General features: G+C 57.7%; 22 protein-coding genes. 9 read left to right on the top strand and 13 right to left on the bottom strand.

The genetic code is table 11. The annotated features are described in order from the left end of the window. The first annotated feature begins 9 nt into the window (after positions 1 to 9). Complete coding sequence (locus BXP70_RS19735; protein WP_086595841.1) at positions 10 to 804, top strand: PhzF family phenazine biosynthesis protein; 795 nt, start codon at positions 10 to 12, stop codon at positions 802 to 804. A gap of 54 nt (positions 805 to 858) precedes the next feature. Here BXP70_RS19735 and BXP70_RS19730 read toward each other — a convergent pair whose 3' ends face one another. The 4 genes from BXP70_RS19730 to ruvC form a co-directional block, all read right to left on the bottom strand. Next, a complete protein-coding gene (locus BXP70_RS19730; RefSeq protein WP_218779825.1) occupies positions 859 to 1461 on the bottom strand; it encodes a DUF3575 domain-containing protein in 603 nt (200 codons plus the stop codon). Between the two features lie 125 nt (positions 1462 to 1586). Then, entirely contained in the window at positions 1587 to 2900 is a 1314-nt protein-coding gene (locus tag BXP70_RS19725; protein ID WP_086595839.1) for an LVIVD repeat-containing protein, read from the bottom strand. Positions 2901 to 3044: 144 nt separating this feature from the next. Continuing rightward, on the bottom strand, positions 3045 to 3260 hold the full coding sequence (locus BXP70_RS19720) for a KTSC domain-containing protein (protein WP_086595838.1): 216 nt from the start codon (positions 3258 to 3260) through the stop codon (positions 3045 to 3047). Between the two features lie 127 nt (positions 3261 to 3387). Next, complete coding sequence (ruvC, locus tag BXP70_RS19715; RefSeq protein ID WP_245849693.1) at positions 3388 to 3963, bottom strand: crossover junction endodeoxyribonuclease RuvC; 576 nt, start codon at positions 3961 to 3963, stop codon at positions 3388 to 3390. A gap of 69 nt (positions 3964 to 4032) precedes the next feature. Between ruvC and BXP70_RS19710 the strand changes: the two genes are divergently transcribed. The 6 genes from BXP70_RS19710 (at position 4033) to BXP70_RS19685 (ending at position 9742) form a co-directional block, all read left to right on the top strand. Beyond that, positions 4033 to 5037: a lysylphosphatidylglycerol synthase domain-containing protein gene (locus BXP70_RS19710; protein WP_086595836.1), complete on the top strand. Its 1005-nt coding sequence runs from the start codon at positions 4033 to 4035 to the stop codon at positions 5035 to 5037. Then, on the top strand, positions 5034 to 6200 hold the full coding sequence (locus BXP70_RS19705; protein ID WP_086595835.1) for a glycosyltransferase: 1167 nt from the start codon (positions 5034 to 5036) through the stop codon (positions 6198 to 6200). Before BXP70_RS19710 ends, BXP70_RS19705 begins: the two co-directional genes overlap by 4 nt. Positions 6201 to 6280: 80 nt before the next feature. Then, a complete protein-coding gene (locus tag BXP70_RS19700) occupies positions 6281 to 6817 on the top strand; it encodes a c-type cytochrome (protein ID WP_245849692.1) in 537 nt (178 codons plus the stop codon). Between the two features lie 79 nt (positions 6818 to 6896). Beyond that, a complete protein-coding gene (locus BXP70_RS19695) occupies positions 6897 to 7154 on the top strand; it encodes a helix-turn-helix domain-containing protein (protein ID WP_086595834.1) in 258 nt (85 codons plus the stop codon). 2 nt (positions 7155 to 7156) lie between these two features. Continuing rightward, the gene (locus BXP70_RS19690; RefSeq protein ID WP_086595833.1) at positions 7157 to 8356 is read left to right on the top strand and encodes an ABC transporter permease; all 1200 of its coding nucleotides are present in this window, start codon (positions 7157 to 7159) and stop codon (positions 8354 to 8356) included. Between the two features lie 147 nt (positions 8357 to 8503). Then, positions 8504 to 9742: a PP2C family protein-serine/threonine phosphatase gene (locus BXP70_RS19685; RefSeq protein WP_086595832.1), complete on the top strand. Its 1239-nt coding sequence runs from the start codon at positions 8504 to 8506 to the stop codon at positions 9740 to 9742. Between the two features lie 27 nt (positions 9743 to 9769). On the opposite strand, the gene BXP70_RS19680 is transcribed toward BXP70_RS19685, so the two are convergent. Both BXP70_RS19680 and BXP70_RS19675 read right to left on the bottom strand, forming a co-directional pair. Further along, positions 9770 to 11272 (bottom strand): O-antigen ligase family protein, encoded by a 1503-nt coding sequence (locus BXP70_RS19680; RefSeq protein WP_086595831.1) that lies wholly within the window; start codon positions 11270 to 11272, stop codon positions 9770 to 9772. 73 nt (positions 11273 to 11345) lie between these two features. Then, positions 11346 to 12404: a GumC domain-containing protein gene (locus BXP70_RS19675; RefSeq protein WP_179197754.1), complete on the bottom strand. Its 1059-nt coding sequence runs from the start codon at positions 12402 to 12404 to the stop codon at positions 11346 to 11348. 181 nt (positions 12405 to 12585) lie between these two features. On the opposite strand from BXP70_RS19675, the gene BXP70_RS19670 reads away from it, so the two are divergent. Continuing rightward, positions 12586 to 14244, top strand: coding sequence for an amidohydrolase (locus tag BXP70_RS19670; RefSeq protein ID WP_086595829.1), 1659 nt, complete (start codon positions 12586 to 12588; stop codon positions 14242 to 14244). Between the two features lie 138 nt (positions 14245 to 14382). On the opposite strand, the gene BXP70_RS19665 is transcribed toward BXP70_RS19670, so the two are convergent. The 7 genes from BXP70_RS19665 to BXP70_RS19635 form a co-directional block, all read right to left on the bottom strand. Then, on the bottom strand, positions 14383 to 14895 hold the full coding sequence (locus BXP70_RS19665) for a DinB family protein (RefSeq protein ID WP_086595828.1): 513 nt from the start codon (positions 14893 to 14895) through the stop codon (positions 14383 to 14385). Between the two features lie 63 nt (positions 14896 to 14958). Beyond that, positions 14959 to 16383, bottom strand: coding sequence for an MFS transporter (locus BXP70_RS19660; RefSeq protein ID WP_086595827.1), 1425 nt, complete (start codon positions 16381 to 16383; stop codon positions 14959 to 14961). Between the two features lie 101 nt (positions 16384 to 16484). Next, complete coding sequence (locus BXP70_RS19655; protein WP_179197753.1) at positions 16485 to 17108, bottom strand: nucleotidyltransferase family protein; 624 nt, start codon at positions 17106 to 17108, stop codon at positions 16485 to 16487. Beyond that, positions 17101 to 18294 carry an XdhC family protein gene (locus BXP70_RS19650; protein ID WP_086595825.1) on the bottom strand — a complete coding sequence of 398 codons (1194 nt, stop codon included), beginning with the start codon at positions 18292 to 18294 and terminating at the stop codon, positions 17101 to 17103. The genes BXP70_RS19655 and BXP70_RS19650 overlap by 8 nt, the downstream gene beginning before the upstream one ends. 161 nt (positions 18295 to 18455) lie before the next feature. Beyond that, on the bottom strand, positions 18456 to 20789 hold the full coding sequence (locus BXP70_RS19645) for a xanthine dehydrogenase family protein molybdopterin-binding subunit (protein WP_086595824.1): 2334 nt from the start codon (positions 20787 to 20789) through the stop codon (positions 18456 to 18458). Positions 20790 to 20899: 110 nt separating this feature from the next. Beyond that, a complete protein-coding gene (locus tag BXP70_RS19640) occupies positions 20900 to 21886 on the bottom strand; it encodes an FAD binding domain-containing protein (protein ID WP_086595823.1) in 987 nt (328 codons plus the stop codon). Positions 21887 to 21976: 90 nt separating this feature from the next. Next, positions 21977 to 22603, bottom strand: a complete 627-nt coding sequence (locus BXP70_RS19635; protein ID WP_086595822.1) for a (2Fe-2S)-binding protein — start codon at positions 22601 to 22603, stop codon at positions 21977 to 21979. 436 nt (positions 22604 to 23039) lie between these two features. Between BXP70_RS19635 and BXP70_RS19630 the strand changes: the two genes are divergently transcribed. Beyond that, a complete protein-coding gene (locus BXP70_RS19630) occupies positions 23040 to 23708 on the top strand; it encodes a hypothetical protein (RefSeq protein ID WP_086595821.1) in 669 nt (222 codons plus the stop codon). The last annotated feature ends 17 nt before the right edge of the window (positions 23709 to 23725 follow it).

Below are 23725 nucleotides of genomic sequence, written 5' to 3'. Positions count from 1 at the left end.
TCTTAGTTTATGTTTCTTCCACTCTATCAAGTAGATGCCTTCACCGACCGGGTTTTTGCCGGTAATCCGGCGGCGGTGTGCCCCCTCACCGAGTGGCTGCCCGCCGAAACGATGCAGGCCATTGCCGCCGAAAACAACCTTGCCGAAACAGCCTTTTTCGTGCCCCGCGGGGGCAACGAGTACGACTTGCGGTGGTTTACGCCCGCCGTTGAGGTCGAGCTGTGCGGACATGCCACACTGGCATCGGCGCACGTGCTGTTGCGGCACCTCAATTTTAAGGGCGAAGAGATTGTATTTCACTCGAAAAGTGGCCCCTTGCGTGTGCGGCAGGCCGATGGCCGCCTGACGTTGAACTTCCCAAGCCGCCCCCCGAAGCCGCTCACGGAGCATCCCGAAGGCTTGCTCGATGGCCTAGGTGCTATCCCCGTTTCCCTATTGGCTGGGCCCGATTTGGTAGCCGTGTTTAACACCGAAGAAGAAGTGCGCGCTATCCAACCCAACCAGCTGCACTTGGTGAAGGTAGAATACCGAGCCGTGATTGTGACGGCGCCCGGCAGCAACGGGGTAGATTTTGTATCGCGCTTTTTCGGGCCGCGCGTAGGTGTGCCCGAAGACCCAGTGACGGGTTCTGCGCATACTACCCTCATTCCGTATTGGGCCGAGCGGCTCGGCAAAACAGAACTCTTCGCCCGGCAGGTGTCGTCCCGTGGCGGCGACCTGTGGTGCGAGCTGCGCGGCGACCGGGTACTGATCAGTGGCCACGCCGTGACGTACTTGAAAGGAGAAATCGAGTTAAATGATTAGCAAATAAAAAGCTAGCCTCTCCCACGGGAGAGGCTAGCTTTTCTGCGACCAAGGTTAGCGCAAGGCGACCCCAACCTTCACGCCACCTGGAAAATACCAGCCCCGGTGAGCATAATCGGAGCGGCCGGTGCGGTACTGGCTATCCGTCTTGGAGTCGTGGCTATTGCTCTGGCGTAGCCCCACCCCCGCGTAGAAATCCAGGGAGACACGCCCCGGTACTAAAGGGGCTTGATAGCCCACTTGCACGCTTGCCCCGTAGCGGCTGATAGTCGCGCTGTGCTTTTTTAATACGTATTCTTGGTACGTGAGGCCGTTAGGCTTCTGTACTTCGTGCCACTCCCGCTTGTCATAAACGATTTGAAAAATCTGAAGGTGAGGCCCATAACTCACGTACAGACCCGAGGGGTAAGACGCTTTCTGAGAAGGGTTTAGGTAAAAACGGTGCTGACCTTGCAAGCCAAATCCGCGTACTTTTTCGTTTTCCCGCGGCGCTTCTATTGAGGGCCAATAGGTAACAGCATAGTAGCGCGGCCTATCGGGGTGGCCAAGAGGCCCTAGGTACAGCTGAGGCGTGAGCGTGAAGCTTTGCCGTGGATGCTGGTTGCGGCGTTGCTCAACTTCCACCCAGTAGCCGCTCATCACTAGATGTTGCGGCACTACTTTGATAACCAGAGAGTTGCTAGGAACTAGGCTTTGGCTTTTGGCCAGCCAGCTTACGCCTAGCAATAAAGGCAACAGCCGCGCGCCCCGGCGTGCCGAAGCCTTTCGTTGGCTGCTACTCATTAGTCGGCGCGTGAGATAGATAGCTTGCTCAGTTGCTTAAGCTCGGTGCCGGTATAGCTGTATTGGTACAAGCCATCGGCGCCAATCGCCATCAGAACCCCTTGGTTTGGAATTACATCCACGACGTTGACTGAAAACTGCTGCTTCTGAGTGAGCATGGGAGACTGGCTAGTATCAAAGATTTTCAACCCGTCGGAGTCGCATACAAATAGCAGGTTGTTGTCGACGCCGAGACCTTGCGGGCCCGTCATGGGGTAGGTGCGGGCGATACGCGGTTGGCTTAGGTTGGCAAGATCAATTACTTGCAGCTCGTTGATGGTGGCCCCGCCGCAGGCCCGCCCGCTTCGTAGCGTCACGTAAGCGTAGCGGTCGTCGACTACTACCGGGTCACAGCTCATGAAGTGCTGAATGTATGAGAGTTGCTTGGGCGCCTGGGGCGTGGCAACATCGAAGATGTACATGCCACGCTGGCTACCTAGGAACAGATAGTGATCTTTGGGGTAGATCGTTTCAACGCCAAACGACAACGGGATTTTTACTCCGGCAGCCGGGTGAGCGGGGTCGGTCAAGTCAAACAGGCGCAGGCTGTTGTTGTCGACGGTATAGAGACTCTGGCCTAGCACCGCAAAACGCGCCATCGAACCGCCTTTACCTGTTGGGTTGGGCGCCGAATTATAAGCTGCGCCAGAGGCTGAATTTAAGGTGAAGATGTTTCTGGAATCGAATAACCAGATTGGGCCAGAACTCGCCGTTGAGGCGTTGTTTTTGATTTTCTGCCAGCCTACAACAATCGTATTCGCCGGGCGGTTGTACTCTGCGCAAGCTGAATTGAGGTAATAGTCCGCGGGCATGGGCAGCTCCGGAAATGCATTGCGCACGCGGCTTGCCAGGCGCACGTCCTGCGGGTTGCTAATGTCGATGGTAACTAAGTCAGGCCCGTTGTCGGCGTAGAGCAAATTGCCCTTGACCGCCATATCGATGTTACCGGGAATACGCAAGAAGCTAATAGCTCTTGGGTGTTTGGGGTCCTGATTATCAATAACGTGAATCCCCTCGTAGCGCTCATTGATAAATAAATAGTTGCCCAGCAGATAGATCTTACCCGTGTTGTGCATCGCACGGGCTGGTATCGAAGCAACTGATTGTTCTAATGTCGTGCGCGATACCAGCGATGGGCAGTAGCTATACTCCCCGTAGTAAGAGCTCCGGACAAAGCTGGGGCTAGGGTTGGGCTCGGATTCGTCCGACTCGGCACAGGCCGTCATGCCCAGCAGCAAAGCCCAACCAAACAGATACGTAACGACTCTTTTCATAGGACAACTAGCATAAGGTGGAGGGAGATAAAGACGCGCTGCGTAGGGTGCTACACACAACGCGTCTCTACCTCAGAGCCCGCTAATCGGCAGAAAGTTGCAAGTCGATAGAGGAATTTTTGAAGTGCAGTAATACTCCCTGCATTACCGCACTTGCTCGCGTTCGTAGTTGTTCTTTTCCAGTACTTGCTCCACGAAAAGCGCCTTGCCAGGCAGCGCTACTAACGCTTGGTACACGGGCTCCGCAACGCCCACATAGCGGATCAGGCGGCCGTTGCGGTATTCGATTTCTAGTAATTGGGCCGTGGCATCGTAGCCAACAGCTTTGAGGGAGGTAGAACGGACGAGTTGGCGTTTCATAAAAAGCTAGGTTCGACTTACAAAAACTGTAAGTCGGTGAAACGGCTACCACGCAATAGTCCAACCAGTTTTGCACTTTGCGTGCTCAAGTGGTCAATGCAATGGCTGGGAGAACCTAGCTTTTAGATTATTTTGCCTTTGTCGGCTTTTTGGCAGTGGTGGCGCTGGCCAGGCGTTCGGGGTTGTCGGCCAGAAACTTGCCCCAACTCTTACCGCCGGCCTTGAGGTTGTTGCCTTTCTGATAGTGGTGACACAGGGCAACGGCTAGGGCATCGGTAGCATCCAGAAACTTGGGTGCTTCTTCGAGCGGCGGCAGCTTCAGCGTCTGGCGTAGCATGTGTGCAACCTGCTCTTTACTAGCAGACCCCGAGCCTGTTACGGATTGCTTTACTTTGGTGGGGGCGTATTCTACGTACGGAATCTGGCGGGAAAGGCAAGCCGCAATGGCCACCCCCTGCGCCCGACCTAGCTTGAGCATACTCTGCACGTTAGTACCGTAGAAAGGCGCTTCGATGGCGAGCTCATCGGGCAGAAACTCCTCGATTAGCTCAATCATCCGATCGAAGATCTTCTTTAGCTTTACGGCGTGATTTGTGCCCAGCGCCTTCATGTTAATCACGTCGTAGCGCAGCACTTCGACCTTGGAGCCGGTGACCTCGATAATGGCGTAGCCCATTATTTGAGTGCCGGGGTCGACACCCATAATGAGTTTTGGAAGGTCAAGCGGAGACGCGGGATAAACAGCCATTTACTACAAATCTACACACGAAACTTGGAACTGACCTCGCGCCGGCGGCTGCTTGTGGTGGCGGGCAAGCTGCTCGTGACGGGGCTCACGCTCGGGCTGCTCTACCACTCCGTGTTTGCCGCCCCCGATACGGCCGCCGCTTGGCGGGCGCTGTTGGCCTCTGCCCTGAGCGGCGCGGGTCGTGGCCCCGTGCTGCTGGCCTTGGCGCTGGTGCCCGTCAACTGGGGCCTGGAGGCGTGGAAGTGGTGGCGTCTGGCGCGGCACCTAGAGCCGGTTTCGTTTCAGCGGAGCTTTCGGGCCGTGCTCGTTGGGCTAACCCTTGGGTTTATAACCCCCAACCGCGTGGGTGATTATGCCGGGCGTATTATCGAGCTGAAAAGTCGTCGGCTTGATGCCCTAGGTGCCGTTTTCTTGGGGCGCTACTGCCAACTGGTCGTAACGGTACTGGCGGGCTCTTGGGGGTTGCTGTACTTCTTGCTGACCTTTTACTTGCGGGGTTACCCGGCTTCGGGGCTAGGTGTGACGGTGGCCGCGCTGGCGCTCAACGCGGCCGTGTTGTTGCCGCTCTACCGGAGCCAGCTGCTGCTCGCCGTTCTGACGTTGGTGCGGCCTCTGCGCCGTTTCCGGTCTTACCTAGCCGTGATGCCGACGTATTCGGCGCGGGCGCTGCACGCGGTGCTGCTGTTGTCGGCGTTGCGCTACGCGGTATTCGGGGGGCAGTTTGGGCTGTTGCTGCTCGCTTATGGAGCACAGGCACCGGTTGGACCGGGCGCCGCGGCTATTGCTGGCACCTTTTTGCTGAAATCGTTGGTGCCCTCACTCAATGCTTTGGCCGACGTAGGTGTGCGAGAACTGTCGGCTACGCACTTATTTGGCTTACTTGGACAATCGGCGCTGCCTGTGTTGAGTGCTAGCTTAAGCTTGTGGGTGCTGAATATTGCGCTGCCAAGTGCAGCGGGGTTGCTGTTTGTTTTGCGTTTAAAAATATTTCGCAAGAAAAAAGCGGCGAAGCCACGCATGGTAGCATGAGCGTGGCACTTGCACTTTTGGGTGCCGCAGTGCTAGGGCCGGCGGCGGTGTATGCAGCTGCCATGGTGCGGTTCTGCCGGGCCTGGCAACAGCTCCCGGCGCTACAGCCAGCCCCGGCAAGGCAGGTGCATAAGTCGGATGGCTTTGCGCTGACCGTGATTGTTGCCGCCCGCAACGAGGCCGCCAACCTGCCGTGCCTGCTCGCCGACCTAAGTCAGCAAACCTACCTAATGGATGGAGGCAGCGCGGAGGTGATCATTGTAGACGACCATTCTACGGACGCTACGCCAGCTATCGTACAACAAGCTGCGTTGGCTAGCCCTTTTGCTCTTCGCTTGGTGCAGCTAGCTAGTTTGCCGCAACAACCAACCGGCAAAAAAGCGGCCGTACAAGCCGCCGTGGCGGCTGCCCGGGCGCCCTGGGTAGTCCTCACCGACGCCGATTGCCGGGTTGCGCCGGGGTGGCTGGAAGCGCATGCCGCCGTAGCAGCCGACCATACGGCGCAGTTTGCCAGCGGGCCGGTGCTGCTCACTGGGCAGGGGATGCTGGCGGCACTACAAGGCGTCGAGCTGGCGGCGCTGGTCGGGGTTGGGGCAGCTGGTATCGGGCTAGGTCGGCCCACCATGTGCAACGGCGCCAACCTGAGCTACCGCCGAGCGGCCTTCTACACCGTGCACGGCTTTGCTGGCAATGCCCACGTGCCCAGCGGCGATGATGAGTTTCTGCTGCACAAGCTGCACGCGGCGTATCCGACCGGGATTCACTTCTTGAAAGAAGCTGCGGCCATTGTGCGCACGAGTGCCCAGCCTACGCTCCGGGCGTTGCTTAGGCAGCGGGTGCGCTGGGCCAGCAAGTGGCAACACTACGAGCAAGCTGCGCCGCGCCGCTTAGCTGTGCTGGTACTACTGGCTAATGTCGGGCTGTTTGCGGGGCTGGTTAGCTTGTTTTGGTTACCGCACGGTTGGCCGCTTGTCCTAGCGGCGTGGGGTGTGAAGCTAGGTGCCGACGTATGGTTTCTGCTGCCCGTACTAGGATTCTTCCGGCGACAGCCGTGGCTGCGCTGGCTGCCCGTGTTGCAGCTAGCCTACGCGCCATACGCGTTGGCGACTGGGCTATTAGGGTTGCGTGGGGGCTACGAGTGGAAGGGAAGAAGGGTAAAATAAATTCGTGCAGATCGTTGAGCTTGTGATGGGCGGTTGGTACTTTTCTGGTATCAGCCCACACACCCAAACCTCCTACTGCTATGTCAAAATTTGCCCTCGGAATGCTGTCCTTTTTGCTTGTATTACTGGTCTGTTTAGTAGGGGTGGTGGTGCTGGCGGGTACGGGGTTGCTCGACACGCAGGAAACCCCGTTTAGTGAGGCGGTAGTACTCGATACCACGGCAATGGCAAACGACTCGCTGTCTCAGCAAGCTCACGTGGTTGCGGTGTCGGATACCTTATCGCAAGAAGACCTAGCTGCGGTAACGGCCGGAAACGCACTATTCAAAGGCAACTGCGCCCAATGCCACGCGGTAAACGACGTAGTAGTAGGGCCTGCTCTGCACGATATCACCAAGCGTCGTCCCGTCGCCTGGCTTGTTCCGTGGGTAAAGAACTCCAGCAAAGTGGTAGCCAGCGGTGATGAATACGCCGTAAAGCTGTTCAATCAATACCAACAGCAACAAATGCCTAGCTTTCAGCTTTCAGATGCAGAAATCAAAAACATCCTGAAGTATCTGGAAGTGGAAAGCCGCACGTCTGTCTCCGTTGCTACGACTGGCGTTATCGCTTACTAACGGTTGCCTGCGACGCTCCTGTTCGTAAATCCCGCCGCCCCGCGCTACATTTGTCTAGTTCCGCCGACTACCTACCACCGTGACCGACCCCGAATTCGATATTCTTGATGAATTATACTTTGTCACTCCGTTTCGTGACCTAGTTCAGCGTACCAAGCTCTCACCAACCGCTTTAGAACAGCATCTGCGCGAGCTGCTAGAGCAAGGCTATGTGAAGTGCTTCTACCCCGATCCGGATACCGAGCAAGCGTACGAATCGACCTCTTTCGGTGCCATCGTCCGCGACTGCTACTTTTTGGCAACGAAGGCCGGCTTGCTAGAGCACAACTCTCGCTAGCTATGAGCACCGTCGTTTCTGCTCCTAGGCCGGCGGCCGCGCCCGTGCTGCCGCCGGCCCGGCCGCCGAGCTATTACATCCGGCAACGGCTACTGCAGAACCGGCCCGCGATGGCCGGGCTGGCGTTTATTGTATTGTGTACGCTAGTCGCGCTAGCCGGCTACTGGATTCTGCCCGATAACTCGCCGGAAGCCAACAACGGCATAGTGCAGCTGCAAAAGCAGGCGCCGGGCTTTACGGCTACAATCCTGCGGCTGCCGCTGGCCGACTCCACGCGCACAGCCACCGCCGACAACCCGTTCGTTATCTGGTGGCGCGGCCGCGAGTCGCGCTTCCAAGAGCTGCCCATTAGCAGCTACCAGTTTCGCGGCGATTCGGTGGAGGTGGCGCCTTATCGAAATCATAGCGCATTGGCTGATCAGCCCCGAAAGTATGCGTTGGCGCAGCTCGTCGGCCATGCCGGACCGCGGGCCGCGCTGATGCGCACCATTGCGGAGGAGCGCATCAGCAAGCGCACCTACTGGCTCGGTACCGACAAAGCGGGCCGCGATGAGCTGAGCCGTTTGCTGTTAGGAACTCGAATTTCCTTGGGAATTGGCCTAGTGGCGGTGCTGATTTCCGTGGTGCTAGGCATGGCCGTGGGGGCACTGGCGGGCTACGTGGGTGGGTGGGTCGATAGCTTGCTGCTTGGGGTGATGACGGTGGTGTGGAGCATTCCGGGCATCATGCTGGTTATTGCCATTTCGCTGGCGCTGGACAGCAAAGGCGTCTGGACTTCTTTCGTGGCCGTGGGCCTCACCATGTGGGTCGATGTGGCGCGTGTGGTACGGGGGCAGATGTTGAGTTTGCGTGCGGCGACCTTTGTTGAAGCTGGACGTGTGCTTGGCTTATCGCAAACGCGGCTTATTGTTCGGCACTTATTGCCCAACATGACGGGCCCGCTCATCGTAATTGCAACCAGCAACTTTGCGGCGGCCATTTTGTTAGAAGCAGGCTTGAGCTTCCTAGGCCTCGGCGTGCAGCCACCCGCGCCCTCTTGGGGACTGATGGTCAACGAAGGGTTTCAGCTGCTCGGGACGGAAGCCGGCTTGTGGCTTACGCTGCTGCCAGGGCTTGCTATCAGCCTGCTGGTGTTGAGCTTCAATCTGCTCGGCAATGGATTGCGGGATGCGTATGATCCGAAAACCCTGCTCAGCGAGTAAACGCCGCCTGCCCGCAAGCGTTAACTAGCTTGCTAACTTGCCGCACGTAGGCACGCATCACCCAGCAGGATTGTTCTTTATCGTTTAAAAAGTTGGTTATTGGATAGCAGATCTAGCTATTCCCTAACGCTACGGCCGATTCTCCCTATGTCTACTCCGCACGCTGTGTCACCCGAAAAGAGGCTGTTCTTAAAAGAAAGAGAGTTGAATGCTTTGTTGGAAATCACCCAAGCCATCAACCTCGATCCGACCGAGGATTCGCTGTATAAAATCTTTCAATTCACCTTGCTAGGGCAGCTCAATATTCGCCGGTTGGTGCTGTACGTGAAAGAGGAAAACAACTGGCATTGCGTGGTTTCGTTTGGGGCTGGGCTGCCGGATTTTCGGCGCATCCCGTTACCAGAAGTAGTAGAGCAAAGCTGTACCGGCAGTCCGTGCGCGGTAGCTAGCCTGAAGTTGAGCCGGGAATGGGAGAAGCTGGAAATGGTGATTCCGGTGGTAACCAATGGGGAAGTGCTTGCCTACGTACTCATTGGCAATGTGCACGAGGACTACGTGAACGAGGAAGCAACCAAGTTCCTGGAAACGCTCAGCAACATCCTGATCGGGGCCATTGAGAACCGGCGCTTGGCCCGGCAACGGGTAGAAGCAGCGGCCATTCGGAAGGAAATTGAAATTGCGCAGGAAGTGCAGACCATGCTCTTCCCTCGCAACTTGCCCAATGACAGCCACGTGGCCGTGCATGCCAGCTACGTGCCGCACACCGCCATCGGGGGCGACTACTACGACGTGGTTCCTATTGATGCCCAACGGTTTCTGTTTTGCGTCGCCGACGTATCTGGCAAGGGCGTTCCAGCTTCTTTGCTGATGTCGAACTTCCAGGCCGGACTGCGCACCTTGCTGCGGCAGCAAGCTGAGCTAGGTACGGTGGTGAGTGAGCTGAACAACCTGATTTACCGCAACGCCGTGTCGGAGAAGTTTATCACCGCTTTCTTCGGGGTGTACAACCGCGCCACGCGCGAGCTAGAGTATGTGAATGCAGGCCACAATTCTGCCATCCTGCTCTCCGACGATAATGAGCACCAGCTGCTGTCGGAAGGCACCACTATGCTCGGTATTTTTGAAGAGTTGCCCTTCCTGCACACGCACCGGGTGCAGGTGCCCCTGCGCTCATTACTGCTTACCTACACCGATGGCCTAACAGAAGTATTCGATGAAGCGGAAGGCGAGTTTGGCGAAGAAGGTGTGCTAGCTTTTCTGCGGCAGAACAAGTACTTGCCGTTGCCCGTCCTGCACCGCGAGCTGCTAAACGCAATCAAAGAGTTTAACACGAAAGGCGCCAGTTTCTCCGACGACATTACGATCCTGAGCTGCCGGTTTAAATAGGAGCGTAGCGCCTAGGTCATGGGTGAGTTATCCGATGCGCACCGAATCGTTAGGAGCTAATGACTCAGCCTCATGTTCAATCCATTCTTCGGCGCGCATCAGGATGGCGAGGCCGATGAAGAAGAACGAGCCGATCTTGTCCACTTCAATAACCTCGTTCAGCAGCAGGTGAAAGATGATGATAAACAGCGACAGACCTGCTGCTAGCACCACGCGCCGGTTTTCGAGCGAGTGACTGCGGTGATACAGGCGTTGTACCATCAGCAAGGCGGTGCACATCAGCGTGGCAAAGAGCAGAAAACCCGGTAGCCCTTGCTCTGCTAGCTGCAGCAAGAAGTAATTGTGCGTCGTGGAGTGCTCTGGGTTGTCGCTGACGTAAGTACGGAAGCTCTTTACCGTATAGCGTTTATACTCAGGGTAGAAGGTAGCCGGGCCACTGCCGGTAATGGGCTTTTCACTGATCATACGCGCGGCCGCCACCCAGCGGTAGAGGCGCTCCATGCCGGAAAGGTCTTCGAGCTTATAAGTAGCCTCTAAGTGCTTCTCAAAGTCTTTCCCGTAGAAGACCGTCTTCTCATAGTCGGGCGCGTACAGCATGTAGTTGTTTTGGTGCACGAAGTAGAGCGCGCCACTGATCGCCGCCACCGCCGCCCCGATCAGCACGAACGCCGTCAGCCGCCACCGAATAGCTAGGTAGAAAAAGCCCGCCAGCGGCACGGCCATAATAGAGGCGCGCGTGTAGGAGAGCAGCACCCCAAACAACAACAGCCACTGCGCTGCTTTCCAAACGGTGCGTTTTAGAGCGGATGGCGTGGAGCGAGCCGCATAGAACGTGTACGGAAGCAGCAGCGCCAGCACCGCCGCGTAGATTACGTGGTTGAGGTAGAAGGGTTGAATAGAAGGGTTGATGGCATCGAAGGCAAAACCGTGGCCAGCATGGCGGATGGCGGTGTATACTACTGTAAAGCAGGCACCAACCACGTAAAAGGCCACTAAGCGCCACACGTCAGCCGGGCGGCGCACGATGTTCAAGGTAACAAACACGAACGGGCCGATGTACCACGTCTTAGCCAGCAGGTATTTGATGGATTTGGTAGAATCGACCGACGAAAATGCCGACACGCTGGCCCACAGCAGCATCAAGCCCAGGATGATGACCAGCGGATGCGCCCAATAGCGAGCCGCAATGCCGCTGCGTCCTAGCAGAACATTCACGCCGAAGCAGCCAAGTAGAATAAGCATGAGCGGCTCGGACGGCACGTCCATGCTCAAGCCGCCGGGTAGCGAAATCTCGCGCGTGAAAGCTAGGGTCAGCAGGAGTAGATAATACACCCAGCGCCAGTCGGCTAGCAGCACAATAATGCCGAGCAGGACCGCGGGCACACCTAGCCACGCCAGGGAGTTGGTAAGGATGACTCCAGCGCCACTCACCATTAACACCCCAATAAACACCATGAACAAGCGCTGGGCGTTGTTGCGGGGGTGCAGACTAGCTAAAAACGTTGCTGCTCTATTTGGCGTGATTTCCATTACACGTTGCTGCCTTTTACCGCACGACTGGCCACAAAAAAGGTGGCAGCCGCTGCGCTTCTACCTCACCTGTCTACTCCACTCGGCGCAGGCTGCTCAAACCTAGGTTGCCGCGATATAGCTCTAGCAGCGTGATAAAGATGATGGACAATACCAGCGTAATCAATACCGAAGAAATGACAATCAGCGAGCGAACGGGCTTCGCCTTTTTCGTAGCCGGGAAGGCTTTCTGAACAACGTAGATCGATGAAATACGGCTGCTAATGGTTAAGCGGGCCGTCTCGTAGGCGCCGCGGGCCTCTTGCAGGCGCGTTTGTACGTCGTTGAAACGGCTGTATAAGCCAGTGATAAGGTCGAGCCCTTTGGTATAGCTTTCCAGGTTGTAAACGTTGCCGCCATCCGCTTGCGTGAGTCCTTTCAAAGCGCGCCGCAGCCCAGCGGCTTTGCCGCTGTTGCCTTCGCCTTCAGCCCGGCGCAAGGCAGATTCGGTCTCGATGATTTCCTTGGCGATGTAGCGCGATTCGCGGTCCATGCCGTAGACGCCGTACCGGCGCCGCGCTGCCAGCAAGCTGTCGTGGGCCTGCACGAATTCTTTCTCCAGGAAAGAGGCTCGATCCCGGTACAACTCGATAATGCTACGGCGGTTTTCGAAGGTAAGCTGCTGGTTGATAGAGTCGATGACCTGTACCAAGGTGTTGGCCATACGGGCAGCTAGTACCTTGTCATTATCCTCAACGGTTAGCTCAATAGCATCACGGTCGTTGTGAACGATGTTGAGTTTTTTGTCGAAGGCTTCGAGGGCATCTTGTTCGGCTTTCTCGTCGCCGGGCGAGCCAACGTTATAATGCTTGTAGAGGTCGAAGCGCTTGATCATCAGCTCGGCTACCGGCTGCGATTCGCCGATGGTGATGACGCGGTCTAGGTCTTCGGCCCGGCCTCCTAGCTGTAACTTACCGCCCTCGCTCACGATACGGTCGGGGTCAGTAGTTTCAGGGTTGGTAGGGTAAAATACCGCGGTAGACTGGTATATATTAGGTAGCAGAAAGGCGACGAGCAAGCTCAGGAGAAAGGCTAATCCAACCGCCGCGAGCACTAAGTTTTTCCACCGATTAATAATGGGCAGAAGCCCCATGAGAGAATAGGTTCGCGATGACATGCAGGAAAAAATAACCAACTTCCGCAGACGCAGCCGAACCCCGGCGGTCTGCATATCGGGCAAAGCTAGTTGATTTTCGCCGTATTACGACGGTTGAGCTTATGCTCAGCACGATCAGGGGCTGCGTGGTTCTCGCGCTAGCTTTTATCTTGCTCCCATGAATTCAACCCTACGCTTCCGCTACTTGCTGTTGCCTCTGCTCGCATGCCAGATGAGCTGCCAATCAACTTCTTCCGACTCGGCTGATGTGGTGGTGTACAATGCCACCGTTTACACCGTCGATTCTACTTTCACGCAGGCCCAAGCTTTTGCTATCAAAGATGGCAAGTTTGTGGCGGTGGGCAGCACAGACGATATCCGCCGCCGCTACAAAGGCACGCAGGAGATAGATGGGCAGGGAAAGTTTATTTACCCGGGCTTCTACGATGCGCACTGCCACTTCTATCGGTACGCCCTAGGGTTGCGTGATGCCAACTTGGTAGGTACTGCCTCGTGGCCCGAAGTAGTAGCTAAGCTCACGGCGCAGCGCCAGCAGTACCCGCAAGCCGCGTGGGTTACGGGCCGCGGCTGGGATCAGAACGACTGGCCCACCAAGCAGTTTCCAACCAAAGACACCTTAGATAAGCTCTTCCCCGACGTACCCGTGCTGATAGCCCGCGTGGATGGCCACGCTGCTTTGGCAAATCAGAAAGCCCTGGACCTAGCTGGCGTGACAGCCGCTACGCCCATCAACGGCGGCACCATCACCCGCAATGCGCAAGGCAAGCTTACGGGGCTCTTGGTCGATAATGCGGTGAGGCTGGTTTCCAGTAAAATTCCAGAGCCCACACCTGCCGAAGCAGAGGCTGCACTCCTGCAAGGGCAGCAAAACTGTGTGGCCGTGGGTCTTACCAGCCTCGCCGACGCCGGCCTAAACAAAGCCGATGTCGACCAAATGGAGCGTTTGCAAAAGCAAGGCAAGCTGAAGCTGCGTCTCTATACGATGCTCAATCCGACGAAGGAAAACAAAGCCTACTACCTGCCGAAAGGTCCCGTGTTCAACGACCGACTCACGGTGGCTTCCTTTAAGGTATACGCCGATGGGGCCCTAGGCTCGCGCGGCGCGTGCCTAGTAGAGCCGTACGCCGATCGGCCGAAGGAAACGGGGTTCTTGCTTTCAACCGAGAAAGAATACCGCGCTTTGGCCAAGGAGCTAGCGGCTAGTAAGTTCCAGATGAATACGCACGCCATTGGTGACTCAGCCAACCGGATTATCCTGAACATCTACGGCGAAGCGCTGAAAGGGCAGAAGGACCGGCGCTGGCGCATTGAGCACGCGCAGGTTATCACGCCGGCCGACATGCCCAAGTTCGGGCAGTTCGGCGTTGTGCCCTCGGTGCAGCCCACGCACGCCACCTCCGATATGTACTGGGCTGGCGAGCGGCTAGGAGCGAAGCGTCTCAAAACGGCGTATGCGTACGAGGAACTGCGCAAGCAGTACGGCCAAGTAGCCCTAGGGAGCGACTTTCCCGTGGAAGATATCAACCCGCTCTATGGTTTCCATAGCGCCGTGGCTCGCCAAGATGCCAAAAATTACCCCGCAGGCGGCTTCCAACCCGAAAATGCCCTTTCGCGCCCCGACGCGCTTCGGGGCATGACTACCTGGGCCGCACACGCGGCTTTCGAGGAAAAGCAGAAAGGCCGCATTCAGCCCGGTATGGCCGCCGACTTTGTGCTGCTCGACAAAGACCTACTGAAAGCACCCGCTCCCGAGCTGCGCGGCGCGAAAGTGCTGCAAACCTGGATTGCGGGGGAGAAAGTGTATCCTAGCAAGTAGAACAGCGCCAGTAGATAAACACCTGTCATCCTGACGAAAGAAGGACCTTACTCCGTTAGAACGAATCATTGTTCTGGTGGAATAAGGTCCTTCTTTCGTCAGGATGACAGGTGTTTGTTTGTCTTAAAAGACGCTCAATCAGCCTTTCTCGTCGGCGCTAGGGCCGTAAAGGCCGGGAATTGGGATGTCGAGGAGGCGCAAGTAAACCGTGAGCTGGCCGCGGTGATGAATGCTGTGGTTGAGGCCCATGATGCGGATGGCCGTGCCTTTGGGGCGTTCGAAAATGACCTGCTCGCCGCGGTGAAGCTTGAAATTGTGGGTCAACTGTTCGTCGTCCGAGGCCTGAAGCGCTTGCTTAAGAGTGGCGCTGTATTGGTCGAAGCGGGCGAGCAGCCCCTCCTTACTGGTGGGCTTGGGGCCGGGCTTAGGCGCGTTCGGGTCGAGAAAGTCGCGGGCGTCCGCCTGCAGGAAGAGTGTTTTGAAAGCCAGCAAGTCTACTACGTGCGTTGCTAATTGCCACAGGGTCATGCTTTTGGGGTGCGGCTTGTAGTCGGCCTGCTCGAAGGGCGCTCGTTCGAGCACCCTGCGCGTATTGGCTAGCTCGACGTGGAGTTCGGCCAGGAAGTTCTGCTGAAGCGAGGAAGTGTACATAGCGTAAGGGGAAACTTAGGGTAGAAACGCGCGCAAAGTAAGCCTTTGGCGCGCACCAGCCGCTTACCGAAGCTGCGGGCGACCTAGCTCAGCGGGGGCGGAGGCCGGCGGCGGGGGTAAGAAAGTATCGTCCCTGGAGTCTTCGCGTAGCTTCTTGCCGCGCAAGGTTAGCAGAAAAATCAGACCTAGGATAAAGAATACAATGAGGGCTAGGATGCTGTAGCGCATCGAGCCAAACTGCTGACTGATAATGCCCCACGTGGCGGTGCCAATGACAATGCTGAGCTTCTCCGTCACGTCGAAAAAGCTGAAATAGGCGGCCGTGTTGGGGGTGTTCTCCGGAATAATTTTGGAATAGGTGCTGCGCGAAAGGCTCTGGATGCCGCCCATGGTGAGGCCGATGACGGAGGCTAGGGCGTAGAACGACCAGCCTGCCTGCACATAGTAGCCCGCAATACAGATCAGCGCCCAGATAACTACCGACCAGCTTAGCGCCCGCGTATTGCCAATAGCTTCCGACAAGCGCGCAAACAAGTAAGCCCCTAGGATAGCTACAATTTGCAGTAGTAAGATAGTGATAATGAGCGCTGAGTCTTCCAGGTGCAGCTCGTCGGTGCCGAATATGGTGGCCACGTACATCACCGTTTGCACGCCCATGTTGTAGGTGAAGTAGGCAAGCAAAAACCGCTTCAAATTGGGCTGGTACGCTAGCTCGCGCCACACCTTGCCTAGCTCCCGAAAGCCGTTGAGGAGCCAGCCACTGTTGTCGGCGCCGGCGCTGGCAGCACGACCTGGATCTTTGGGCAACCTAGCAAAGGGGATTTGCGCAAAACCTGCCCACCAAAAGCCGGTGAGCAAGAAGGATAGTTGTGCCGCCTTGGTGCCCGATATACCAACTTGCTCGTGAAACTGGTTGATAACGAGGCAAATGATTAGCAGAATAACGGAACCCACGTAGCCCATCGAGAAGCCGCGGGCCGAGAGCCGGTCGTATTGGTCTTCGGTGGAAATATCGGGCAGGTAAGAATTGTAGAACACAATAGAGCCCGAGAAACCTACCGTAGCGGCAATAAAGACGAACGTCGAGGCCGTAAACGTGTTAGCGTCAAAGAAATACAACCCCGCGCAACTCGCGGCGCCTAAGTAGCAGAAGAACTGCAAAAAGGCCTTTTTACGCCCCGAGAAATCAGCCAGTGAGGTAAGAAAGGGGCTGATGATGGCAATGATGAGGAAGGCCGCAGAAATGGCGTACGTGAGCAGCGACGAGCCTGGCACCTGAAAACCTAGGAAGTCAACGGGGCTCTTGCCGCTATCGGTACCGGTGGCCGTTTTGACGACGCTGCTCCAGTAAATGGGGAAAATGCTGGAGGTAATCACGAGCGGGTACACCGAGTTGGCCCAGTCGTACATGGCCCAGCCGTTGGTGATGCGCTTATCGTTTTTGGGAGTGGTGGCCACGGCAGGCGCAGCGGCAGCAGGGTTGGTCATAGAACCGAAAAGTCAGCAGTGAGGCCAGGCAAGATAGTGAGTTTTTACCCACGCAAGAGTAGCCCAATGACGCTGCTGCCACCTAGCAAGAAGTGCCTCCGCTAAAACCCATCTTCGGCGCCACCCATGCGCAGCAGCGCTTCGTACTGCTCGCGCGTATCCACGTCGACGGCGCCATCGGGGAAGCTAACGAGCTCCACCTGTTGGTCTTGCGCCTCGATAACCTGGCGCGCACCGGTAGCACCGGCTAGCTCGCGCAAAGCCGGGAAAACGGCCGCGGCAAACAGCGCCGGCACGCCGTGAGCATCCTTGTACTCCGCCGCAACAATAGGGGCCTGCGTGGCTTGGTAGCGGTGAATCAGCTCGGTCAGCAACTCGGGCGTTACCAGCGGCTGGTCGCTGAGCGTGACAATAACAGCTTGTAGCGGCTGGCTTATACTTTCCATAAAGTTCAGGCCAACCTGGATGGACGAGCCCATGCCCGTCGCCCACGCCGTGTTGCGCACAATCTGTACGGGCAAGCCCGCAACTTCCGCGGCTAGCTCCTCGTGCAAGGCGCCGGTCACGACAATAATAGGACGGCAACCAGTTGCCACGGCGGTTTCAGCCGCATGACGCAGCAGCGTCCGGCCTAGGTAAGGAAGAAGCTGCTTAGGCTGACCAAGGCGCGTAGAGGCGCCGGCGGCCAGCACGATTAAGCCAATTGTTGTATCTGAGTTAGGCATTGCTGATGGCACAAACAGCATCACCCACGATGGTGCCGAAGGAAGGAGTGGAAGCACCCAGGGCCGGCCGGTTGTGAATGGAGCCCGAGGTATCACGAAGAAAGCCAGCGGAGCGTTTCGCCTGCACCGCTTGAATCTCGGCAACAATTGATAAAGCTATTTCCTCGGCGGTTTCGGCACCTAGGTTCAGCCCGACCGGACTGTATAGTCGTCCGCTTAAGGTGTCGTCGAAGGTGAAACCTTCTGCGCGCAACTCTTCCAGCAGCTTATCGGCTTTCTTGCGCGGACCCAACAACCCAATGTAAGCAGTGGACTCTGGGAGTAGCCGCCGGAGTGCCGCAAGGTCGTAAAAGTAGTTGTGCGTCATGAGCAGCACATAATCGGGGGGCGTGGGCTCATGTGTTACATCGGCTAGGGGCACCACGTGCACACTTTGCGCTTCTGGGAAACGCGCCGCGGCGGCTTGGGCCGGACGCCCATCTACCACGCGTACCCGCCACCCTAGGCTAGCCGCCAGCCGCACAAGCGGCTGCACATCGTTGCCGGCCCCGTAGATAGTGAGGCGCAAGGCAGGCTTCAGCACTTCCAGAAAGACCCGGATGGAGCCTAGGTTGTCCTGGTAGTCTAAGGTTTTGCTTTCGCCCGTGCGCAACGCTTCGTGCGCATCAGCTTGAATGGCTGCTGCTAACTCTGGCGCGACAGGCAAGGCACCTTGCGCGTCGCCTTGGCTCGTAAACAACAGGCGGGCACCTAGCTTGGCTTGGTCGGTGGTAGGGAGGCTGAACACCGTGGCCAGCACGCTGGGCTGGTGCTGATCGGCGCAAGTACGCAGGAGCTCCAGCGGGTTGGCTAGGTCCCTGAAGTCCAGCGGTTCGAGCAAGATATGGATGATGCCTTGGCAGCCTTGCCCCATGCCGTGGCGTAGGTCATCTTCGTCGGTCGTATCATAAATAACCACCGTGGGGCGGCGGCGCTGAATGGCTTGGTATGCCCGGCGGCGCGCATCGCCTTCCAGGCAGCCGCCACTGATGGCGCCCGTTAGCTGACCATCCTCGGTCACAAGCATGCGGGCACCGGGGCTGCGGTACGCGGAGCCCTCCACGTGCACCACCGTCGCCAGCGCGCAAGCATGACCGGCGGCGCGGTGGGCATCGTAAGCCGCAAGCAAGTGCTGAAGTTCTGTCATTGGGTTCTGTAATACGGATACCTAGCTTTTACCGCAAAACGGAAGGCTAGGTTAAGAGAGTTTCAAGATTGCGTAAGGCGCTAGGCTGTAGGGCGGGCTTTGTAGTTGATGCTTTCTCCATAGTCGTAAGCATCAACTACAAAGCCCGCCCTACGTTGTATCTAGGAGGCGATGCCCGCGTTCAATACCTTCTCCGGCGTGATGGGCAGGCTGCGGATGCGCTTGCCTGTGGCGTGGAAAACGGCATTTGCCACGGCTGCTGCTACGCCTACCATCGATATTTCACCGATACCTTTCACGCCCATCGCATTGATGTATGGGTCGTGCTCGTCGATGAATTCCACGGTCATTTCCGGAATATCGGCGTTGACGGGAATGTGGTAGTCGGCCAGCGAGGCGTTGGTGTAGCGAGCAAAGTGGTCGTCGCGGACCGTCTGCTCCATCAGCGCCGAACCGATGCCAAAGATGCTGCCGCCAATGATTTGGCTGCGCGCCGTTTTGGCATTCAGGATGCGACCTGCCGCGTGCACGCTCACCCAGCGCGATACCCGCACGGTACCTAGCTCCGGATCGACGCGCACCTCGCAGAAGTGGGTGCCGAACGAGTGCATGGAGTGCTGCCCAGCATCGTCCTTGTGGCCTGAGTCGGCGGCACTAGCGGCCATACCCGATTCGTAGCCGGCGCCGTACTTGCCGTTGCCAGTGCCTTCGATGTCGGTCAGCTCTAGGCGTTTCATCAGCGCGGCAAAGTCTTCGCCCTTGCTCTTGTCGTTTTTCAAGATGAGGCGCCCTTTCTCATTCGTTACCTCCTCGGGCTTAGCGCGGTAGAGAGGCGAACGTTTGTCTTGCACAGCAAGCTTGGTGAGCTTCTGCCACACATCTTGCGCAGCCATGTAGATAGACGACGACACTGTGCCCGCCGCCACCGAACCACCCGAGTTGGGTGCCGTAGGCAGGCGCGTATCACCTAGCTCGAAGCGCACTTTGTCCACCGTCAGGCCCAGCGAATCGGCCGCTACCTGCGTCATGACGGTGTAGGTGCCGGTACCTAGGTCGGTGGCGCCGCTCTGCACCACGGCGTGGCCGTCGGCGTAGAGACGCACCCGCGCCGTGCCCTGGGAGTTATGCACAGGGTAGGAGGCCGTGGCCATCCCCATACCCACCAGATACTTGCCGTCGCGGGTGGCGCCGGCTTTGGGGTTGCGCTTGCTCCAGCCAAACAGCTCTGCACCACGCGCGTAGCATTGTTTTAAGCTCTTGCTGCTCCAGGGCTTGCCGGTACTAGGGTCTTTCTCAGCGTAATTAAGCAGCCGCAGCTGGATGGGGTCCATGCCGAGTTGGGCGGCTAGGTCGTCCATACTGCACTCAATGGCAAAAGAGCCCGGCGCCTCACCCGGCGCGCGCATAAACGTGGAGGTCATCACATTAGCGCGAGCAAGCTGATACGTGGCCTCAAAGTTGGGGCACTCGTAGAGCAAATCAATAATCTTGCTGTTGGACTCGGCGTAGTTATCCCAGGGCGACGTGGTCGACGTCTTTTCGTGAATAAGCGCCGTGAGCTTGCCTTCTTTCGTGGCACCTAGGGTCAGCGTTTGGGTTTGATCTTCGCGGTGGCCCATGCTGGTGAACATCTGCGGGCGCGTGAGCACCAGCTTCACTGGCCGCCCGATGGCCTTAGCCGCCAGCACCGTGAGGGGGGTGTGCGGCCAGCAAGAGCCTTTGCAGCCGAAGCCGCCACCGATATACTTGGTAATCACGCGCACCTGGTCGCGGGGCAAGCCTAGCATTTCTGATAAAGCTTGTTGCGTGCGGGTCACCCCCTGCGTCGATTCGTACACCGTAACGCGGTCGGCCGCTTCCCAATGAGCCGTCGTGGAGCCCGGCTCCATGGGGTTATGGTTGTTGATGGCGTGGGTATAAGTGGCCTTCAACTGGATGGGCGACGCCGCCAGCGCCGACTTGGGGTTGCCGCGCCGGGTGTGGCCGTCCGTTTTGCCATCCTGCACCTTTTGCGGGTCAAAGATTTCGGCTTTGGGGTCAAGGAAAGAGGCAATAGGTTGCGCCTGCTCGTAGCTTACCTTGACCAGCGACGCCGCGTGGGTGGCGCGCTCAAACGTATCGGCCACGACCACTGCTACCGGCTGATTGGCGTAGTGAATCTCGTTGCCGGTGAGCGGCAGAAAGCCCATAGGCGCCCCAATGGCCTTTTTGCCCTCAGGCGTGTTAGGCGTCTTGGCGAGCTTAGGCAGGTTCTCGTGGGTGAAAATGGCAATAACGCCCGGCTCCTTAACGGCAGCCGCCGTGTCGATGCGCGTGATCTTGCCTTTGGCAATCTCGCTGGTGCGCAACACCCCATAGACGAGCCCCGGCAAGGGAAACTCGGCCGCATAGCGGGCTTTGCCAGTCACCTTGTCGCGACCATCTACGCGGTCGAGGGGCTGGCCCACAATGCCACCGGCGCCCGGCGAATCAAAGAAAGTAGGTTCGATATCCATTTTTAGTGCTTCGTGCTTGGTGCCTAGTTATTGGTATTGGCTTCTAGCGCTTTAGCAATGAGCTTCACTCTTCTGGTTTTGCCCAAAGCGCAGCGCTTACCTACCAACTACTAAGCACTCGTTAAATTGGTAAGGGCGCGCACCAGCGTGTTCTGCGCTAGCTCTACCTTGTAGCGGTTGTGCTCGCGCGGCTGAGCACCGCGCAAAGCCGCGGCCGCAGCGGCCCGGAAAGTAGCTTCCGTCGCTGGCGCGCCGGTCAGCACTTTTTCGGCTTCGGGAGAGCGCCAGGGCTGGGCGCCCACGCTGCCGAGTGCCACGCGCGCCGAACGGATCGTGCCGCCCTGCACATCAAGGCCTACCGCAGCCGAAGCCAGGGCATACGCGTAGCTGGTTCGTTCGCGCACTTTTAGGTAGGTGGAACGACGGGCGTGCGCGGCCGCAGGTACCGTCACGGCCACAATCAGCTCGCCGGGCTCCAGCACATTTTCCTTGTGCGGCGTTTTGCCAGGCAATAGATAGAAACTGTTCAGGGGCACGCGGCGCTGTTTGCCCTTGGCATTCTCTAAGGTCAGAACCGCATCGAGCGCAATCAGGGCTACGGCTAGGTCGCCGGGGTTGCTGTTGGCAATGCAGCTGTCACTCACCCCTAGGATAGCTAGGTTGTGGTTGTCGCCGGTCTGGGCGGGGCAGCCCGAGCCGGGCACGCGCTTGTTGCACGGAAATGCGGGGTCGCGGAAGTAGCCGCAGCGCGTGCGCTGCAACAAATTGCCGCCGATGCTGGCCATGTTCCGCAGTTGTGGCGAGGCCGCCAGCAGCAGCGACTCCGAAATAGCCGGGTACTGCTCCACGATCAAGCGGCTTTCGCCCACGTCGCTCATGCGCTCCAAGGCGCCAATGCGTAGGCCGTCGCTGGTTTGCTCGATGCCTTTGAAGGGCAGCAGGTTAATATCCACGAGCTGCGAGTGCTGCTCGATGTTGGATTTCATTAGATCGAGGAGCGTGGTGCCGCCCGCAATGAAAGCCGCTTGCTTGTCGTCGCGCAGGATGGCCGTGGCGTCCTTCGGCTTGTCGACCTGTTGGTAGGCGAAATTGTTCATTTGATTAGCGCTTAGAAGGGAGAACTCAGCTTGCAGAAAAGGCTTAGCACGGTGTTAGTTGGACCGCTATAAGCTCTTGGTTCTCACTGCTCAGCTCTTATTGCCGGCAACTTCACGCACGGCGGCTACGATGTTGGGGTAAGCGCCGCAGCGGCACAAGTTGCCGCTCATCCATTCGCGGCATTGGTCGTCGGAACTGGCATGGCCTTCGTTAATGCAGGCCACGCCGGACATAATTTGCCCGGAGGTACAGTAGCCGCACTGGAAGCCGTCGTGCTTGATGAAGGCCGTTTGCAGCGGGTGCAGTTCGTCATTTTTCGCCAGGCCTTCGATGGTCGTGACTTCTTTGCCCTGCGCCATCACGGCCAGGGTAAGGCAGGAATTAACCCGGCGGCCATCAATCAGCACCGTGCAGGCCCCGCACTGACCTAGGTCGCAGCCTTTCTTGCTACCCGTGAGGTCGAGGTGTTCGCGCAAGGCATCGAGCAGCGTTACGCGGGGCTCGGCGCGGATGGTGCGCACAGTGCCGTTCACCTTTAGCTGCATTTCCGATACGCCTTCCACTTTGCGGGAAAGGGCCGTAAGCCGTTCGGCTTTGCTGATAAAAGGCGGCGCCAAAGCTAGGCCCAGAATGCCACCCGCTTGCTTCATAAAGCTGCGCCGGGTGCCATCCTCGGGCGCGGGGCCGCGCTGGTCGGGTGGGAAATTATCTGACATGAAAGTAACCGCTTGAAAAAGAGAGGACAAAAGGGGAGGAGGGCTGCTAGGCAACTTCTTTAGCTGCTACGCGCACCAACCTTATAAAAACCAACAGCACCAGAAGTCGACTTGTTTAGCGTGACGCTTAACTTAGACTCATTCTTAATTGTCAGATTAGCAGACCTATATAGCAATTGACTGCGCCTAGGCTCGACAGTTAAGAACGTACGATTCTTACTGGGTAAAGTTTGTGTAGAATGCTGGTATAAGTATCATTGTCCGGTGCAGCCGCACTTAACTAGCCGGCCAGCCTAGGTCGAGCGTTATCGCCCTGGTGCCTGGTTCTGACTACCGCTGTTTGAGCGACCAAGGCACTGGGGCCGTGAGCGTCCATTTTGGACTTACCTTTACCCGCATCCTAACCAGCCCTGGGCTACTTGCGTTACCGTCCTGCATGAACTTCAATTCTCTCTTTACCAGTGCCCTGTTGCTAGGGCTGCTGGCTACCGCCTGCACCAGCAACAAAAGTCTCGAACAGGAGCAAGCGCAGCCTAGCGCCGAGAAGATCAATCAGGAAGTCGTGGCGCCGGCTGCGGCACCCGCGGCGCGCAAGCCAACCTACCGCCTGGCGGCGCTCGACACGGCGCATTTCTCCCCTAGCTTCATTCGGGGGTTAAAGGAAAGTATCCAGCGCGAATCGTATGCCGTGCGCGGCAAGTGGCTGATTCTGAGTGATACAGATTCTATTGCCTTTCCCGCTGACTTGCCCGAGCAACAGCCCATTACCTACACTGGCGCGGCTCAGGGCCGCACTTACCAACTGACGGTGACGCGCCAGAACTATTCCACCATCCGCTACACCGCCGAAGTAAAGCAGGCCAGTAAGTCGTTGGCCCGCACCACAGGCACCGCCGACCTGAACCCTAGCTTCTACACCGCCGCCGAAGTGCCCGTCGATACCAAAACGCAAACTGCCTACGGTGCCTACGAATTTCTGCCAACTACCCCCCGTCAGCAGAATTTTGCGGTGCTCATTGGCATAGGTAAAGATGCCGACAAAGCAGAAATCTACGCCTCGGACATAGCCGCGTGGCGTAATGCCCCTACGCTACGGCGCAAGTAACGGGTTGTCAGAAGAAT

The sequence above is a fragment of the Hymenobacter crusticola genome (assembly GCF_002154225.1).
Classification (GTDB): domain Bacteria; phylum Bacteroidota; class Bacteroidia; order Cytophagales; family Hymenobacteraceae; genus Hymenobacter; species Hymenobacter crusticola.
The sequence above is the reverse complement of the archived record's forward strand: the minus strand, read 5'-3'. Positions and strand labels throughout refer to the sequence as shown.

Bases quoted from the DNA above. Each gene is read 5' to 3' on its own strand.
- BXP70_RS19675 (WP_179197754.1), bottom strand. From the start codon at position 12,404: ATGGGGCTTCTGCCCATTATTAATCGGTGGAAAAACTTAGTGCTCGCG.
- BXP70_RS19690 (WP_086595833.1), top strand. From the start codon at position 7,157: ATGAGCACCGTCGTTTCTGCTCCTAGGCCGGCGGCCGCGCCCGTGCTG.
- BXP70_RS19635 (WP_086595822.1), bottom strand. From the start codon at position 22,603: ATGTCAGATAATTTCCCACCCGACCAGCGCGGCCCCGCGCCCGAGGAT.
- BXP70_RS19665 (WP_086595828.1), bottom strand. From the start codon at position 14,895: ATGTACACTTCCTCGCTTCAGCAGAACTTCCTGGCCGAACTCCACGTC.
- BXP70_RS19655 (WP_179197753.1), bottom strand. From the start codon at position 17,108: ATGCCTAACTCAGATACAACAATTGGCTTAATCGTGCTGGCCGCCGGC.
- BXP70_RS19630 (WP_086595821.1), top strand. From the start codon at position 23,040: ATGAACTTCAATTCTCTCTTTACCAGTGCCCTGTTGCTAGGGCTGCTG.
- BXP70_RS19725 (WP_086595839.1), bottom strand. From the start codon at position 2,900: ATGAAAAGAGTCGTTACGTATCTGTTTGGTTGGGCTTTGCTGCTGGGC.
- BXP70_RS19705 (WP_086595835.1), top strand. From the start codon at position 5,034: ATGAGCGTGGCACTTGCACTTTTGGGTGCCGCAGTGCTAGGGCCGGCG.
- BXP70_RS19700 (WP_245849692.1), top strand. From the start codon at position 6,281: ATGTCAAAATTTGCCCTCGGAATGCTGTCCTTTTTGCTTGTATTACTG.
- BXP70_RS19685 (WP_086595832.1), top strand. From the start codon at position 8,504: ATGTCTACTCCGCACGCTGTGTCACCCGAAAAGAGGCTGTTCTTAAAA.
- BXP70_RS19735 (WP_086595841.1), top strand. From the start codon at position 10: ATGTTTCTTCCACTCTATCAAGTAGATGCCTTCACCGACCGGGTTTTT.
- BXP70_RS19720 (WP_086595838.1), bottom strand. From the start codon at position 3,260: ATGAAACGCCAACTCGTCCGTTCTACCTCCCTCAAAGCTGTTGGCTAC.
- BXP70_RS19645 (WP_086595824.1), bottom strand. From the start codon at position 20,789: ATGGATATCGAACCTACTTTCTTTGATTCGCCGGGCGCCGGTGGCATT.
- BXP70_RS19680 (WP_086595831.1), bottom strand. From the start codon at position 11,272: ATGGAAATCACGCCAAATAGAGCAGCAACGTTTTTAGCTAGTCTGCAC.
- BXP70_RS19670 (WP_086595829.1), top strand. From the start codon at position 12,586: ATGAATTCAACCCTACGCTTCCGCTACTTGCTGTTGCCTCTGCTCGCA.
- BXP70_RS19650 (WP_086595825.1), bottom strand. From the start codon at position 18,294: ATGACAGAACTTCAGCACTTGCTTGCGGCTTACGATGCCCACCGCGCC.
- BXP70_RS19660 (WP_086595827.1), bottom strand. From the start codon at position 16,383: ATGACCAACCCTGCTGCCGCTGCGCCTGCCGTGGCCACCACTCCCAAA.
- BXP70_RS19640 (WP_086595823.1), bottom strand. From the start codon at position 21,886: ATGAACAATTTCGCCTACCAACAGGTCGACAAGCCGAAGGACGCCACG.
- ruvC (WP_245849693.1), bottom strand. From the start codon at position 3,963: ATGGGTGTCGACCCCGGCACTCAAATAATGGGCTACGCCATTATCGAG.